Raw genomic sequence first — 16,841 nt, forward strand, 5'->3', positions numbered from 1 at the left:
CACTATAGCAGATAATTTAACGACATTTCAGCTCGGCAGGAGATGATTTAACTGGAGGGAAAGCAAATGGAAACAAAGGGTTTATTGGTTAAGATTAATTATTCGCAAGAGGGTAATGACAGTTTAGCAATATCTTATACTACTAATATAAATAAGGATAATCATTCTTCTAAGTATTTAATTTGTGGAGGAAGGTATAATAGAAATGGTGGAACTATAATGTTTAAGGCCAAAAATATAGAAGAAGCTTCAGAAATAGCTAATAATAATCTAGTGGCCAAAGCAGGAGTTAATAAATATGAGTATTTTAAACTATCAACATCTGAAATAGGGTTAACATAAATGCGCATTAATAGCACTATGTATTTTGAATTTTCAATGAATACATTGACACAATCACAAAAAGTTTTTGCGAAACGGTTGAATACTTGGGATTATGAACTATAATTAAAGATGAAATCATCAATATAGAATATACTTACAACTAAACTGTGGTTGTAATTGACGGTTTGAATAATTTCAATTGGGAGGAAATATAATGAATAAACTATCGCGAAATGATATTTGTTGGTGTGGCAGTGGTAAGAAATATAAAAAATGTCACATGGATCAGGATATATTTATAGGGAATATAGAGGAAAAAGTAGGTTATAAAATACCTAGAGATATAATGAAAACAGAGGAACAAATAGAGGGTATAAGGAAAAGTTGCAAGTTAACTCATGATATACTCGATATTGTTGGGGAGAGAATAAAAGTTGGAGTAACCACAAATGAAATTAATACTTGGGTACATGAATATACTGTGCAGCATAATGCATATCCAGCACCACTCGGCTATGGGGACTTTCCTAAGAGTGTATGTACATCTATAAATGATGTAATATGTCATGGTATACCCGATGATACAGTTCTAAAAGATGGTGATATAATTAATGTAGATGTGTCTTGCATATTAGATGGATATTATGGTGATGCTAGTAGAATGTATACAATTGGAGAAATGTCTAAGGAAGCGTTAGATTTGGTGCGTGTATCGAAAGAGTGTTTAGAAAGGGGTATAGAGCAGGTAAAACCCTTCAATACCCTTGGAGATATAGGGTGTGCTATTCAAGAGCATGCAGAAGGTTTTGGATATTCAGTAGTATACGATTATGGTGGTCATGGCGTTGGATTGGAGTTTCATGAAGAACCATTTGTACCTCATATAGGCAAAAAAGGAGAGGGGTCAATATTACTACCTAATATGATTTTTACTATTGAGCCTATGATTAATATCGGTAGTCCTGAAACAGATGTACTTGAAGATGATTGGACAGCGGTTACAGTAGATGGTTCATTGTCATCTCAGTGGGAACATACAATACTTGTTACTAAAACAGGATATGAGATACTAACATAAGACTACATTATATGTAAAAATACCCCCAGAAATGGAGGTATTTTTATATATAATGTTTTATAAGTCACTATTCTATTTTTATTTATGTACCAATGGTATTGTAAATGTCGTTAAATTTTATAAATAGGATTAATTAAGCTTATGAACATAAATGGAGAAAGGGAAGATAAAATAGCATTATATGATTTTGTTGTTTAGGTGTAGTATAGACAAAATAAAAATGAGGAAAGATAAATCTATAATTTATGTTGATGGTAGCGCGGAATAAAATGTTGTATAATGAATATAATAGGTAAATATTGATATTGACAGGTGTAATTTACATGGGGCAAGGTTTTAGGATATGAAACACTTAATAAGTATTTAAACTTTTAAAAAAAGTACGAGGAGGACAGAAATGAAGTTTACGATTGGCGGTATATATCACGGATTTAAGTTAATTGAAGAGAAAAATATAGGAGAGCTAAATTCTGTTACAAGGTTGTTTGAACACATTAAAAGTGGGGCTAGACTGTTGCATTTAGAAAATGATGATGATAACAAGGTGTTTTCTATAGGATTTAGAACACCACCGAAAAGTAGTAATGGGCTTCCACATATACTGGAACATTCAGTGCTTTGTGGCTCTAGAAAATTTCCAACAAAGGAGCCTTTTGTTGAATTAATAAAGGGATCTTTAAATACATTTTTAAATGCTATGACTTTTTCTGACAAAACGATATATCCTCTAGCTAGTAAAAATGATAAAGATTTTTTTAATCTTATGGATGTGTATTTAGATGCAGTTTTCTATCCGAATATATACTCACAACCTGAAATATTAATGCAAGAGGGCTGGCATTATGAATTAGAAAACAAGGAAGATAAACTAACTTATAAAGGTGTAGTTTATAATGAAATGAAAGGTGCATTTTCATCTCCAGAAGGGTGCCTCATGCGCAAGGTTCAAGAGTCCTTATTTCCGGACACATCATATGGCGTAGAATCTGGTGGAGATCCAGAATGTATACCAGAATTATCGCAGAAAGAATTCATAGAGTTTCATAAAAAATATTATCATCCATCAAATAGTTATATATTCCTATATGGAGATGGAGATATTGATAAACAGTTACAATTTATTAGTGAAGAGTATTTAAATAATTTTGATAAAATTACAGTAGAGTCATCTATTAGCTTACAGAAACCATTTAGCAAAATGGAAGAAGTTAAGATGGATTATCCTATTTCATGTGATGACGATGAGAATGGCAAAACATTCTTAAGTATGAACTTTGTATCAGGTGATAATATTAGCCATCCAGAAATGCATTTAGCCTTTGAAATTTTAGAGTATTTATTACTAGAAAGCGCTGCAGCACCTTTGAAGAAAGCACTTATAGACGCCGAGATAGGTAAAGATGTATTTGGAGGTTTTGATAATAGCATATTACAACCGGTGTTTAGTATAGTAGTAAAAAACTCTAATGAAAGTGAAAAAGAAAGATTTAAGGAAGTTGTATTTACAACTTTAAAGGATTTAGTTAAAGAAGGAATAGATAAAAAATTAATAGAAGCTTGTATAAATAGTACTGAATTTAAATTAAGGGAAGCTGACTTAGGTGGTTTTCCAAAGGGATTATATTACTATATAACTAGTATGGACAGCTGGCTTTATGATAAAGATCCAACTATGCATTTAGAGTATGAAAGTTATTTGATCAAAATAAAAGCTGCATTAACTACTAATTATTTTGAAAAACTTATAGAAAAGTACCTAATAAATAATACCCATAGTTCTATGGTTATATTGAATGGTAAAAAGGGCCTAGCAGAACAAAAGTCCAAGGCAGTAGAAGAAAAACTAGCTAAGTATAAGGAAAGTCTTTCAGAAAAACAAATAGAGGAAATAGTTAAGCAGGGGAAAGCTCTTAAAGAAAGACAAATGACGCCAGATGCTGTGGAAGTGCTAGAAACTATTCCTTTACTTGAACTAACGGATATTGAGAAACAAGTAGAACATTTACCTTTAAAGGAAAAGGATGAGCAAGGAGTAAAAGTATTATCTCATAATATATTCACTAATAAAATTGCCTATATAAATGTATTATTTGATTCTAAAAAAGTAGATATAAAGTTACTACCTTATGTAACATTATTATCAACTATTTTAGGAAGGGTAAGTACGCAGAATACTAGTTATTCTGATTTATCTAATGAGGTTAATATTCATACAGGCGGAATTCATTTTACCACAGAGGTATTTGGCGAAAGTGGAAATTTTGAAAAATATAGCCCCAAGTTAGTAGTAAAGACTAAAGCTTTAACTGAAAAGCTTCCTAAATTATTTGATATTATGGCAGATATAATTAGCAATACTAAATTTGATGAAAAGAAACGTTTGAAGGAGCTAATTCAACAATTAAAATCAAGGCATGAAATGAAGATTCTTGATAGAGGACATATGGTATCAGCTGGAAGACTTACATCTTACTTCTCGCCAGCTTCAGCTTATATAGAAAAAACTACAGGAATAGCTTTTTATAAATTTATTGATGAGATTGAAAGAGATTTTGATAACAAAGCAGAAGAGATCATTGAAAACTTAAACAAGGTATCAAAGCTTATATTTAACAAAAATAATCTTATAATAAGTGTTACAGGAGAAGAAGACATATATACTGCATTTACTACAGAGCTACCTAAGATTATAAGCGTCTTAGGAGAAGAAAAATTGCCAGATGCATTGTATAATTTTGATCTAAATAAAAATAATGAAGGATTATTAACCTCATCAGATGTTCAGTATGTAGCTAAAGGATATAACTTCATTAAGAAGGGATATTCATATTCAGGTAAAATGCTAGTACTTAAAACTATAGCAAGTCTCGATTACCTATGGAATAGAGTGCGTGTGCAAGGTGGCGCCTATGGTGGTTTTGCAAATATAGCTAGAAGTGGGAATATAGTCTTTGTATCTTATCGTGATCCTAATGTCCAAGAGACTTTAAAAGCTTACGATGGAATATGCGATTATATAGGAAGCTTTGAAGCCTCAGAAAGAGAAATGACAAAATACATTATTGGAACAATCAGTGAGCTTGACTCACCATTAACACCTTCTATGAAAGGTGAGCGGGCGACAGCATATTATATAAGAGGTATTACTGAGGAGCAAAGACAAAAGGAGAGAGAAGAAGTATTAAGTACAAATCCTGCGGACATTAAGTCTTTTAAAGCACTATTAAATGATGTTATAAAGGAAAACTACTTTTGTGTACTGGGAAATGAAACTAAACTTAAAGATAATAAAGAAATATTTACTAATTTGGTAAATGTATTTAAATAAGGTGCCTTATGGCACCTTTTTTTCGAAGGAGGATTTGCATGGCTATTAAAGCACTCTTTACATATAATTATGGCGAAGAAAAAATGAAAGGTATAGAAGATTTTGGGTATGATATAAAGGTAGCTAAAGAGCAAGATTTAATTTATAGTGAAAAGCTTGAGGACATAGAGGTTTTAATTTGTTATGATCCATTTAAAACACTCGCCATAGAGAAAATGAAAAAGCTAAAATGGATTCAATTATCTAGCATAGGTATTGACCAATTGCCAACAGAGTATGTTAAAAACACTTCTATTATAATTACGAATAATAAAGGTGGCTATAGTATACCAATGGGGGAATGGATTGTATTAAAAATTCTAGAGCTCTTTAAGAATAGTAAGGGGCTATATGAAAATCAAGCTAATAAAAAATGGAAAACGGATACAAGTATTCGGGAGATATATGGTAAAACTATAGGATTTATAGGGACAGGCACAATAGCTGCGGAGGCAGCTAAACGACTTCAAGGGTTCGGCGTAAACTTAATAGGTGTAAATACAGATGGTAGAGATGTTGAATATTTTAATACATGCTATGCTATGAGTGAATTAGACCAAATGATTAAGTTATGTGATGTGATTGTGTGTACAGTGCCATATACCAAAGCTACCCATCATTTAATTAATGAAGATAGATTTATTGCAATGAAAAATGGAGTTTTTTTCATAAATGTAGCTAGAGGGAGTATTGTGGATGAAGCTTCTTTAATTAAAAATTTGAAAAATGGTAAACTAGCAGGAGCCGCAATAGACGTATATGAAGAAGAACCTTTAAAAGTGGATAATCCATTATGGAATCTAAATAATGTTATATTAACTTCTCATAATTCCTGGATTTCAGAGATGAGAAACCAGCGAAGATTTAACCTTATATATAAGAATATGAAAAAATATGTACAAGGGGAAGAACTAGTAAATGTAGTAGATTTAAAAAGAGGGTATTAGATTATTTATAAAAAGGAGTTAGTGATTTTTAAGGGGGATAAGGTAAGTGGACAAGGATAAAAAATTTAGCAACTTATTTATAACAAGCATGGTTATGGCTGCAATCATAACTTACATAACAATTATTTTAGGGAAAAATGCAAAAGAGATATATTTGTGGGGAATTATTATCTCTTTAGTTTTAGTGATGCTAGGTCTAGTAGCAAGAAGCAAAGCAATATTTTATAAGAAATTAAAACAGGTTAGAGAAAACTATGGTGTGGAAAATAAGCGAGAGAGGAAATTTGAAGATATTAAATTATTATTTGATGTATTAAAGTATAAAAACCCGCAGGAAATATATGTTGATGATCAAACTTACTTAGATTTAAATATGAACCAGGTTTTTGAAAAGGTAGACAGAACATTGTCATCTCCAGGGGAACAGTACTTATACCATATTTTAAGAAATCCAATTTTAAAAGAAGAAAAACTAATTAATAGAAATAAGACTATTAGTTTTTTTCAAAAAAATAAGGAAACAAGAGAAAAAATACAAGTTAGTTTATTAAAGCTGGGAAGACAGCGTAATAATACTGTAACATCGTTTTTATGGAATGAGATCTTATATAAAACTTCAATGAAGCCATTGCTATATCTTTTAACATTACTAGCTTATGGTTCTTTAGTTTCAATAGCTTTTATTGGAATATCTAAAGCCTTTTATTTTTTATTTATAATGTTTTTAGCTAATGGGTTTATTAATGTTAAGATTAAAAAACAGGTTGGGGCAGAAATTGAAGCTATGGGATATTTAGGAAAGATAATTACGTTAGCTGAAGTTATGGGAAGAGTAGAGGATGAAGAGATAAAGGAATATACCTTAAAGCTTAAAGAAAAAGCAAAGGGTTGCAAGGTGATAATGAAAAAAGCTACCTCCATTGGAATAGGAAGAATAGAAGGTGCAGATGTTATTTTTGAATACTTTAATATGTTTTTTTTAAAAGAAGCTAGAGGCTTTTATAGAATAATAGATGAGGTTAAAGCACATATTGGAGAAATAAGAGAAATTTATTTAATTTTAGGAGAAATTGATGCATTAATATCTGTAGCGTCCTATAGGGATGGGCTTTTAGAATATACGGAGCCTAAATTAACAAAAGGACTTAAAGAGATAAAAGGTGAGAATATAAAACATCCATTAATAGAAGCTGCTGTAGGTAATTCTTTAACTATAGAAAAGGGTGTTATTATAACGGGTTCAAACATGTCAGGTAAATCTACTTTTTTAAGGGCTGTGGGCTTAAATGCACTATTTGCACAAACTATTTTTACCTGCCTTGCTACAAGCTATGAAGGTGGATATTTCAATATAGTATCTTCGATGACTGTAAGTGATAATATAACTGGTGGGAAAAGTTATTATTTAAGTGAGGCAGAGGCAATATTTAGAATAATTAATGTTTGCAATGAGGAAGTAACAAACCTATGTCTTATTGATGAAATTTTTAGGGGAACTAACCCTATTGAGAGGGTTAATGCTTCTGCTGAAATTTTAGCTTATTTGTCTATTCACAATTCTTTGGTTGCAGTAGCTACACATGATCTTGAAATAACTAAAATGGTAGGAGACTTATATGAATGCTATTATTTTACTGAGAGTGTAGGGGAGCATGGATTAGAGTTTGATTATAAAATAAGAAAAGGGGTATCTTCTACCAGAAATGCAATAAAAGTACTTGAATTTATGGGATATCCAGAAGAAATTATTCATAGAACCAATGAAAGAATTATAAAGAGTAAAATTTAAGCGAAATTACTCTTTAATGTAAATATGTAAATACCACTTGCTACGTAAGTGGCATCTAAGGGAGGAAGTTATTATGAAAGCAGAAATATTATCAGTAGGTACGGAAATATTACTCGGCGATATTGTTAATACAAATGCACAATATATTGCTAAGAGACTTGCAGATTTAGGTATATCAGTTTATCATCAGTGCGTAGTTGGAGATAATCCAGAAAGACTTTTAGAATCATATAGATTAGCATTTAGTAGAGCTGATTTAGTTATAACTAGTGGGGGACTTGGACCTACAAAGGATGATTTAACCAAGGAAGTAGCTTTTGAATATTTTGGCAAGCGTAGCGTTGTTCATGAAGCTTCTTTAAAAATTATTGAGGATTATTTTAAAGATATGAACAGACCAATGACGAAAAGCAATAAGAAACAAGCGTATTTTCCAGTAGATGCGGTAGTGATTCCTAATAATAATGGCACAGCGCCAGGATGTATAATAGAAAAAAATGGAAAGATAATTGCGCTTTTACCTGGTCCACCTTGGGAAATGAAACCTATGTTTGAGGAGGCTGTTATTCCTTATCTTAAAAAGTTTGCCCAAGGTGTATTAGTTTCAAAGGTGCTCAGAGTTATTGGAGTGGGAGAGAGCAGTGCGGAAGAAATGATAGAAGATATATTGAATAATCAAACTAATCCAACTGTGGCACCTTATGCTAAAGCAGGGGAAATGACATTTAGAATTACAGCGAAGGCTAATACACAGGAAGAAGGCACAAGACTGATTGCGCCTATGGAAGATGAAATACGTAGAAGACTAGGAAATAACATTTATGGCGAAGGGAATACAACCTTAGAAAATGTACTTGGAGAAATGCTTATAAATAAGAAGTTAACTATATCCACAGCAGAATCTTGCACAGGAGGAATGGTAGCTGCAAAGCTTATAAATTACCCAGGGATATCTTCTGCGTTTATAGAGGGGGCAATTACATATAGCAATGAGGCTAAAATTAATAGATTAGGAGTTGCGAGAGAAACATTAGATAAGTATGGTGCAGTAAGTAGTGAAGTAGCAGCAGAAATGGCGCAAGGTATAGCAAAAACTGCAGGCACTAGTATTGGCCTTTCAACTACGGGAATTGCGGGCCCAGATGGTGGAAGTGCAGAAAAACCAGTGGGACTTGTATATGTTGGGTTATATATTAATGGTGAAGTTAAAACTAAGATGCTTAAATTATCTGGTAACAGGCAGAAAATACGTGAGAGTGCAACTATGGAGTTACTTGATTTAGTTAGGAGAGAGCTATTGTAGTTAACTTGCACTTATAAAAAGTCATTAAATAAAAAAATTTATAGTATTGTATAATGGAACTAATAAAGGCGCATATCAATATTGATATGTGCCTTTAAAAATCTATTTAAAACATATATGTTACTTTTATGAATTTATCTATTTTATTTAGTAACAGGTGGTACAAAAACCCTAGTTGCGAGTTCGTTATCCAGCATATAAATACTTGTAGGATCAGCGTTGATTCTCGCAAGCCTTTTTATAAGGCCATTAAAATTAGATTCTTCCTCAACTTGCTCATCAATAAACCACTTAAGTAAGCTTATAGTAGCATGTTCTTTTTCTTCAGTAGCAATGTCAGTAAGATTATAAATATTACTAGTTACAACTTTTTCATGAGCATATGCTATGTTAAAAACATCAAGAAGTGTTTCATAATCATTTTGAGGTTCACTCATTCCTTCTAAAGTTAAGCGTCCGTTCATTTCATTTATATAATTATAAAATTTCATAGCATGGAATTTTTCTTCTTCAGCTTGTACTTTAAAGAAATTAGAAAAACCATCAAAATCTTCTGCTGCGCAATAAGCTGACATAGCTAAATAAAGGTGTGCAGAATAAAATTCAAAGTTCATTTGCTTATTTAGTTCATTGAACAATCTTTCGCTTATCATAATAATCCTCCTCATATTCCTCTGGTCTAAAACAATGATTATGACCTTGGAAATGTAAATTTACAATAGTATAATATTATTGTTTGACGTTGATAATTGTTTTTACTTAATTATAAATATTAAACAATATCTATATTATACACCAAATGTGTTTTTATTAAACAATAATTATATAGCGATGCATAGTTATTGTGCTAACATGCCATATATATTAGGAATTAGGCTTTAAAATATAATTACATTAAACATTTCAGAAGGAAGATCTCCCACTTTTATAAGCGGGAGTTACATACCCTAACAAATAGAAAACTTCAGTGGGAGTATAAATCTCCTTCTGAAGTCGTTAATGTTTCAGCTCCGCAGGTGATGTTTTAAGGTAATAATTTTTCTAAGTTTACAATTCCAGAACCTTGCATATATTTTGGGGAATTTATTAGGCTTGAAGATGTCTTTAATAAAGCCAATGTATCCTTATAACATAAATTTATATTGTTCTCATACAGCAGTGCACATAATCCACTTATAAAAGCCGCAGAGCATGAAGTTCCAGTGTAGGTCGTATACAGATTAGTGATGCGAGTAGGATAAAGCTTCACACCATTTTTTTCAGAGATAAATTGTGCATCAGAAATCAAAGAGCAAATATTAACACAGGCAGCTATCAAATTTGGCTTATCAAGCTTTTGGAAAGGACCACAGGAAGAATATTCATATATTTTTGGGCTTCCTATGCTATCATACCCACCTACCGTTATACAATTTTTAAGAGTAGCTATGCCCCGCACAGAACTTTTAACATTTTTATTGCTACCACTAGGAACGATTACTACTATGCCCTTTGAGATTGCAAGGTCGAAAAGCTTTGAGAATAAAGAAAGGACAAATTCATTAGTTTCAAAAGTTTCAAAAGGAAGGCAAATGATTTTAAGGTTAAAGTCATTATCTTCGCTCAATAGGGTTTCTAATGAAAACAAAATATCAGATACAAAACCCTTTCCTAGTTTATTAAAGGCTTTAATCATGTATATATGGCTATTTTTGGCGACACCTTTATACATACCCTTAGATCCATAACCACTACCACAAATTAATCCGCTCATAAAGGTGCCGTGACCATTATCATCATAAGGATAGTTTAAATTATTAACAACGTCTACAAACTTTCTGATTTTATTACAAGGATTTAATAAGTCAGGATGGGGATACACACCGCTATCAATTATTCCAACGCCAATGCCCTTTCCAGTAAGGCTATAGTCATTTTGAAAGGATACGCCATTAGACGCGAGTATACTATTACCACATAAATGTGCATAAGAATCAAAAGTTATATAAGTTACTTGGGGATATTCTAGTAATCTGTATATAGCACTGGAAGTTAAAATAGCACAAATACAATTTATTGAGGGGATATGGCGGAGAATATCACATTTTAAAGATTTAATTTTATTAACGGTTTTAGTCTCAAGGGATTTGCAATGTATTATTACCCTATAGTTTTCATATAGGCTACTAAGTAAAGCACACCTTAAGTTGGGATCTAACTTATTTTTGAAGGAAAACATGTATGCCTCCTAAATGTATTGTTACATTATTATAGTATATGCAAATTTTTTAAAAATGTTAATAAAAAAGATTATTAAAATTTCCATTTAAAAATTATTATACCTACAATCATTATGCCAATACCTATAAACTTAGATAAAGCAAATTTAATTTGCTGAGCTCCGAACATTCCAAATCTATCAATTACACCGGCGGCTAGTAGTTGAGCAACTAATATAATTGCAATGGAGCAGGTCGGTCCCATTATTGATATTCCCTGCATAACAGAAAATATAATTATAGCCCCTAAGAATCCTCCTAGTAAATATAATTTATTTACTTCTTTTATAGCTTTGATATTACCATTGCCAACTATAAGGAGTATTATTAAGGTCACGATGAATCCAGTTCCTTGAACAAATGCGTTAGTTTCCCAAAGTCCAATTTTTTCACTTACCCTTGTATTAAAAACACCTTGAAGACTCATACAGATGCCTGCGACTATAGAAAATATTAATCCCAATTACAATCACACTCCTCTAGGGTAGTTTACCCAGAATGTGTTATAATATTAAAAAAATATAGTGAAAACCTTTCAGAAGAAAGGTTTCCACTATATTTGAATATGAATTAGTATCCATTATCCTGTCTTTCATGATTAATTTTATTTTTATAGAAATATGCATTTTCAATATCTTCTTCTGAAAATCCTAGATTTTGACCTAAACTCAAAAAGTTTTGAAAAATATTTAAATAGTTATCAAGAGAAGAACAAATTATAAAATCTGAAATATTTGTATACACAGTTAAAAACTGCTGAGATAATTCAGAGGTAATACATTTAGTATTCAAAGTAATATCTTGAAAGTTTTTTTCTATTCCGAGGCTTAAAATAAAGTGTATACAATCAACATATTCTTCAAGAATTACATCGTTACTTGAAGGTTTCTTTGTACTCCAAAATTTAAAACAACGAGTTTCATTCGCGAGTTCGCCTAGTTCCACTTGAAGGGAAAGTATTTTTTTTTGTAATAAGGGTACTCCTTCAAGGTTATGTTGCACTTGAATTCTATGGTCTAAAGTATTTTGCATCTGGAATAATTTTTGTAAATTCATATTTGAAACCGCCTTTTTACTGAATTATGTATATTCATTTTAATCGATATTAAGGTGCAAGAAAATCGAATGATATATTTTATAGAATATATTTCTTAGTCACCATTTCATCATTGTTATTTATAGGTTTCCAAAGTTCGACAGTATCCACTGTGATAGTTCTTGAGAAATTTTCATCCTTGGCTGAAGCACAAGCTGCTAAATATTCACTATTAGACCATTCTCTATCAGCAAAAGTTGTGTTAGCTAGTGAGATATGCAAATTCCAAGTTTCAATATCATCTCTAACCTTAAAGCCATGTAAATTTAAAATTGAATTTATATCTTTAGATAATTGATATATAGTGCCTTCATTACCAATATTTAAATTTACAGACTTATAGGGAGGGTCAAAACATATCACACCATTCAATTCAACTTCAAATTTAGTATAATTCTTAAGAATGTTTTTTAAAGTAGTATCCAAATCGTAAAGATTGGGATTAGTTATTATTTCTAGAGTTACATGAAGCATAGGTAAATTAGCATCAGACTTGTATAGGTTATACTTTTCACAGATTGCCTTTTGCATAGATTCTATATATTTATAAGAAACTTTATCAAATAAGCCAACCAAGTAGTAAATCATTGTCATCCCCCTCAAACCTAAAATATAACTTTATGTTTTTAGTATTCCCTTAGCTCATAACTTTTAACTAGCATTTCCTTTTTAGTACTAACCTGTTTCCACAATTCAAGTTTAGAAACCTTTACAAACTGCAAGAAATCATCCTTATCTAAAGCGTCATTAATAGAAAGTGTACTTCCGTTATATGACTTTTTAATGATGTGATTGGCATTAGCTAATAGAATATTTAAATCAATATTATAATCATCACTTTTAACGTTAAAACTATGTAAATCTAAAGTGTCTGTAATATTTCTTGCTAATCGAGAAATATATCCTTTATCTTCAACATCAAGATTAACTTGACTTAAATTTTCGTTTAAACTAATACTATTATTTATGCCCACTTTAAATTTTTTATAAGGAGATAGAATTTTAGAAACAACAACATCTAATTTTTCTAAATCAGGATTAATTATTGAAACTATAGGTATAAAAAGATTAGGAGAACTCTTATATAGTTTATATTTTCTACAGATATTTCTTTGAATATTTTGAACTGTAGAATTAGATAAATCATCAAATAACGCAACTAAAAAATATTTCATATGTTTCCTCCAAGCAAAATTAATAACCAATGTTGGTTAACATTATTTTGAGTAAATTATAAGTGTATTATAACATAATTTTTAGGTTTTGTATTTCCTGTGTAAATTTATGTATGAAGATTTGTTTGTAACTTATTAAGGGGAAAAAATGAAGATGTTATAATTCAAATATTTTTGTATTGTTAGCATAATTATTTTTGATTATGCTAACAATAGTTTTATAATTAATAAAGGGAGGTGCTTTTCTTATGAAACATAATGACAGTATAGGTTGTACCGTAAATGAATGTGAATACCATTGTAAAGATGATAATTACTGCACTTTAAACAAAATTGAAGTTGTAAAACATGAAAGTGTTGCTAAAACACCAGAATGTACAGACTGCGGAAGTTTTAAAACAATATAATAAAGTTAAACAATGTAAAGATCACTCGTGGAAGCACGGGTGATTTTTTACGTTATTTTTTTTGCAAAGTATAAATATTGTAAGAAATTCTGTGTTTAATAAAATAATATCGTCTAACATTTAAAAAAAATGTTAAAATATAATGTTATTATGGTATAATTCAATTGTATGTATAAAAATGAAAGTAATTAATATATAATGCATAGTGAGGATGATACAAATATGGATAAATTGGTAATTAACGGAGGCCGACGTATTTTTGGTCAGGTAGAAATAAGTGGTGCAAAAAATGCAGCAGTAGCAATTTTACCAGTAGCTATAATAGCAAGTAAGGGTAAATGTATCATTGAAAATATTCCTAATATAGAAGATGTAAATTGTATAGAAAGAATATTGGAAAATTTAGGCTGTGAAATTAAAAGAGAAAAAAATTCAGTTTCTATAGATAGTACAAATATAACTAGCATTGATGCTAACACAGAAGATGTAAGAAGAATGAGAGCTTCCTATTATTTGATTGGTGCGCTTTTAGCTAGGTTTAAAAAGGCTAGGGTAGAGCTTCCGGGGGGGTGCCCTATAGGTGTAAGACCTATAGATCAACATATAAAAGGGTTTGAAGCACTTGGAGCAACAGTAGTTATTGAGAATGGTGCTGTAAACATTCAGGCAGATAAACTAATTGGAACTAGTATTTATTTTGATGTTGTTAGTGTAGGTGCAACAATAAATGTAATGGCCGCTTCAACGCTTGCAGAAGGTACAACTATTTTAGAAAATTCTGCAAAAGAACCACATGTTGTTGACGTAGCTAACTTTTTAAACTCTATGGGAGCTAATATTAAAGGGGCAGGTACGGATGTTATAAGAATTATAGGTGTAAAAGAATTAACAGGATGCAACTATAGTGTAATTCCAGATCAAATTGAGGCAGGTACTTTTATGATAGCGGCTGCTGCTTGTGGTGGGGAAGTAACTATAAATAATGTTATTCCAAAACATCTTGAATCAATTTCAGCAAAGCTTATGGAAATGGGAGCAGATGTACATGAAGGTGGAGATAGTGTTACTGTTAAATCTGAAGGAAGACTCAAGGCTGTAAATATTAAGACTTTGCCTTATCCTGGATTTCCAACGGATGTCCAACAACCAATGAACACATTGTTATCTGTTTCAGAGGGTAGAAGCATAATAAATGAAAGCATTTGGGAAGCTAGATTTAAGCATGTGGACGAGCTTAAAAAAATGGGCGCTAATATAAAGGTTGAAGGAAGTGTCGCTACGGTAGATGGCGTAGATAAACTTATAGGGAAAGTAGTTATTGCATCAGATTTAAGAGCGGGAGCAGCTTTGGTTATAGCGGGGCTTATAGCAGAAGGTACTACAGAAATTTTAGGCATAGAGCATATTGATAGAGGATATCCAAATATTGAAGAAAAATTTAGAAGCATAGGGGCGGATATAAAAAGAGTTACTATGTAACAATTTGAAATTAAAGGAGACAATTATGATATTCTGTCCATTATATAGTGGAAGTAGCGGAAATAGCATATTTGTAGCGTCAGAAAATACAAAAATTTTAGTTGACGCTGGTATGCCAGGTAAAAGCATTGAAAGCGCACTTAAAGAAATAAATCAAGATCCTAATGATATTGATGGCATTTTTATTACTCATGAACATTCTGACCACATAAAGGGTGCAGGAATTATTTCTAGAAGATATAATATACCGATATATGCCAATGAGAATACTTGGGAAGCTATGAAAATCAAGATAGGTAAGATAAAAGAAAATAATATAAAAATCATCAATAATAATTCTGTGGATATAAAAGACATGCATATAATAAATTATAATATATCACATGATGCGGCAGCGCCTATAGGATATGCTTTATATAGTGGTAATAAGAAGGCATGCATAGCTACAGATTTAGGATATTTCTCTGATGAAGTAAAGAATATGATAAAAGATGCAGATGTAATTCTACTCGAGAGTAATCATGATGTGGAAATGGTGAAATTTGGTCCATATCCGTATCCGTTGAAAAGAAGAATATTAAGTAATATGGGACATCTATCCAATGATGCATGTGGGAAAGCTATAGTAGAAATAATGAATGATAAGCAAAAACATATTTTTTTGGGACATTTGAGTAAAACTAATAATTATCCTGATTTAGCCTATCAAACAGTGGTCAATATACTCAAAGAAAATCATATTGAAATAGGTAGGGATATTTCTTTGAATTTAGCTAGAAGAGATATGCCAAGTGATGTAATCAACTTTTAACAACATTTCAGAAGGAAAGTCACTTACGTCTATAAGCAGGTGTTACATAATATAACGAATATAAACTTTAGTGAGTGCCATAAATCTCCTTTTGAAGTCGTTAATTAGGCCACTTTAGTGGATTATTAAAGGGAGGTCAAATATGAAAAAAGCAATCAAAATATTATTATGTTCATTGCTAGTTGGCTCAACAATGTCATTTTATGGGTGCGAAAAAAAAGATGAGAAAAGTGTCACAAATAAAGAAAAGCTTCAAAATCTAAACCTGCCCCTAGAAAAAGATGGATTTATCCAATTGGGTGTTTATTTTGATGGCACTAAAGAGGGTTCTGATGTAGGAGTAGTTAAAGATGAGAGACTTATTAATAAAGAAGAACTTATCGGGGAAACTATTATGCAAGAACTTGTAAAAGGGCCTACTGTAAAAAGTGAGCTAAAACCAATACTTCCTAAAGAGACTAGGATATTAAGTTTTTCTATTAAAGATAATATTGCTTATGTTAATTTAAGTAAAGAAGCTAAAATAGATATGACAGAAACAAAAGAAAAAAGCTGTCTAAAAGGGATATCGGCGTCATTAACTCAATTGTCATCTGTAAAGAAAGTAAAGATAACAGTGGAAAATAGGAATATTGATACTATAGGTGGAAATTTTGATATATCAAAGCCTTTTAGTAAAGAGGACCTAATTCCAATTAAAAAATAATAGGTTAGTTGTAAGAAATTCTGAAAGTATATTCGATTTAACAATTTTATGTTGAATGCTAGCGAAATATTTATTAAAATAATGTAATATAACAAAATATA

Annotated in this window: 16 protein-coding genes; 10 read left to right on the forward strand and 6 right to left on the reverse strand. The window is 31.0% G+C overall.

What is annotated here, in order from left to right:
• Positions 1–66 precede the first annotated feature (66 nt).
• The 6 genes from ACWJJ2_RS14190 (at position 67) to ACWJJ2_RS14215 (ending at position 8,808) form a co-directional block, all read left to right on the forward strand.
• Positions 67–342 (forward strand): hypothetical protein, encoded by a 276-nt coding sequence (locus tag ACWJJ2_RS14190; RefSeq protein WP_462953414.1) that lies wholly within the window; start codon positions 67–69, stop codon positions 340–342.
• Between the two features lie 196 nt (positions 343–538).
• Positions 539–1,402, forward strand: coding sequence for a methionyl aminopeptidase (locus tag ACWJJ2_RS14195; protein ID WP_462953415.1), 864 nt, complete (start codon positions 539–541; stop codon positions 1,400–1,402).
• A 397-nt stretch (positions 1,403–1,799) separates the two neighbouring features.
• Positions 1,800–4,730 carry an insulinase family protein gene (locus tag ACWJJ2_RS14200; protein WP_220286235.1) on the forward strand — a complete coding sequence of 977 codons (2,931 nt, stop codon included), beginning with the start codon at positions 1,800–1,802 and terminating at the stop codon, positions 4,728–4,730.
• Between the two features lie 38 nt (positions 4,731–4,768).
• Positions 4,769–5,716 (forward strand): phosphoglycerate dehydrogenase, encoded by a 948-nt coding sequence (locus tag ACWJJ2_RS14205; RefSeq protein ID WP_220286236.1) that lies wholly within the window; start codon positions 4,769–4,771, stop codon positions 5,714–5,716.
• 46 nt (positions 5,717–5,762) lie between these two features.
• Entirely contained in the window at positions 5,763–7,505 is a 1,743-nt protein-coding gene (locus tag ACWJJ2_RS14210; protein ID WP_220319888.1) for a MutS-related protein, read from the forward strand.
• A 73-nt stretch (positions 7,506–7,578) separates the two neighbouring features.
• Positions 7,579–8,808: a competence/damage-inducible protein A gene (locus ACWJJ2_RS14215; RefSeq protein ID WP_220286238.1), complete on the forward strand. Its 1,230-nt coding sequence runs from the start codon at positions 7,579–7,581 to the stop codon at positions 8,806–8,808.
• Positions 8,809–8,951: 143 nt separating this feature from the next.
• On the opposite strand, the gene ACWJJ2_RS14220 is transcribed toward ACWJJ2_RS14215, so the two are convergent.
• The 6 genes from ACWJJ2_RS14220 to ACWJJ2_RS14245 all read right to left on the reverse strand — a co-directional run bounded on the left by ACWJJ2_RS14220 (position 8,952) and on the right by ACWJJ2_RS14245 (position 13,337).
• Entirely contained in the window at positions 8,952–9,461 is a 510-nt protein-coding gene (locus tag ACWJJ2_RS14220) for a ferritin (RefSeq protein WP_165411766.1), read from the reverse strand.
• Between the two features lie 371 nt (positions 9,462–9,832).
• On the reverse strand, positions 9,833–11,026 hold the full coding sequence (locus tag ACWJJ2_RS14225; protein ID WP_462953416.1) for a S8 family serine peptidase: 1,194 nt from the start codon (positions 11,024–11,026) through the stop codon (positions 9,833–9,835).
• 74 nt (positions 11,027–11,100) lie between these two features.
• Complete coding sequence (locus ACWJJ2_RS14230; protein WP_462953151.1) at positions 11,101–11,493, reverse strand: DMT family transporter; 393 nt, start codon at positions 11,491–11,493, stop codon at positions 11,101–11,103.
• A gap of 143 nt (positions 11,494–11,636) precedes the next feature.
• Positions 11,637–12,122 (reverse strand): dUTP diphosphatase, encoded by a 486-nt coding sequence (locus tag ACWJJ2_RS14235; RefSeq protein ID WP_165411764.1) that lies wholly within the window; start codon positions 12,120–12,122, stop codon positions 11,637–11,639.
• A 79-nt stretch (positions 12,123–12,201) separates the two neighbouring features.
• Positions 12,202–12,750 (reverse strand): 2'-5' RNA ligase family protein, encoded by a 549-nt coding sequence (locus ACWJJ2_RS14240; RefSeq protein WP_462953417.1) that lies wholly within the window; start codon positions 12,748–12,750, stop codon positions 12,202–12,204.
• Between the two features lie 38 nt (positions 12,751–12,788).
• Complete coding sequence (locus tag ACWJJ2_RS14245) at positions 12,789–13,337, reverse strand: hypothetical protein (protein WP_220286239.1); 549 nt, start codon at positions 13,335–13,337, stop codon at positions 12,789–12,791.
• Positions 13,338–13,585: 248 nt separating this feature from the next.
• On the opposite strand from ACWJJ2_RS14245, the gene ACWJJ2_RS14250 reads away from it, so the two are divergent.
• The 4 genes from ACWJJ2_RS14250 to ACWJJ2_RS14265 all read left to right on the forward strand — a co-directional run bounded on the left by ACWJJ2_RS14250 (position 13,586) and on the right by ACWJJ2_RS14265 (position 16,740).
• On the forward strand, positions 13,586–13,744 hold the full coding sequence (locus ACWJJ2_RS14250) for a DUF1540 domain-containing protein (RefSeq protein ID WP_165411761.1): 159 nt from the start codon (positions 13,586–13,588) through the stop codon (positions 13,742–13,744).
• A 222-nt stretch (positions 13,745–13,966) separates the two neighbouring features.
• Positions 13,967–15,223: a UDP-N-acetylglucosamine 1-carboxyvinyltransferase gene (locus tag ACWJJ2_RS14255; protein WP_165411760.1), complete on the forward strand. Its 1,257-nt coding sequence runs from the start codon at positions 13,967–13,969 to the stop codon at positions 15,221–15,223.
• Between the two features lie 25 nt (positions 15,224–15,248).
• Positions 15,249–16,034, forward strand: coding sequence for an MBL fold metallo-hydrolase (locus ACWJJ2_RS14260; protein ID WP_216302111.1), 786 nt, complete (start codon positions 15,249–15,251; stop codon positions 16,032–16,034).
• A gap of 142 nt (positions 16,035–16,176) precedes the next feature.
• Positions 16,177–16,740 (forward strand): GerMN domain-containing protein, encoded by a 564-nt coding sequence (locus ACWJJ2_RS14265; RefSeq protein ID WP_216302110.1) that lies wholly within the window; start codon positions 16,177–16,179, stop codon positions 16,738–16,740.
• Positions 16,741–16,841: the final 101 nt, after the last annotated feature.

The organism is Clostridium sp. CM039 (assembly GCF_055081075.1).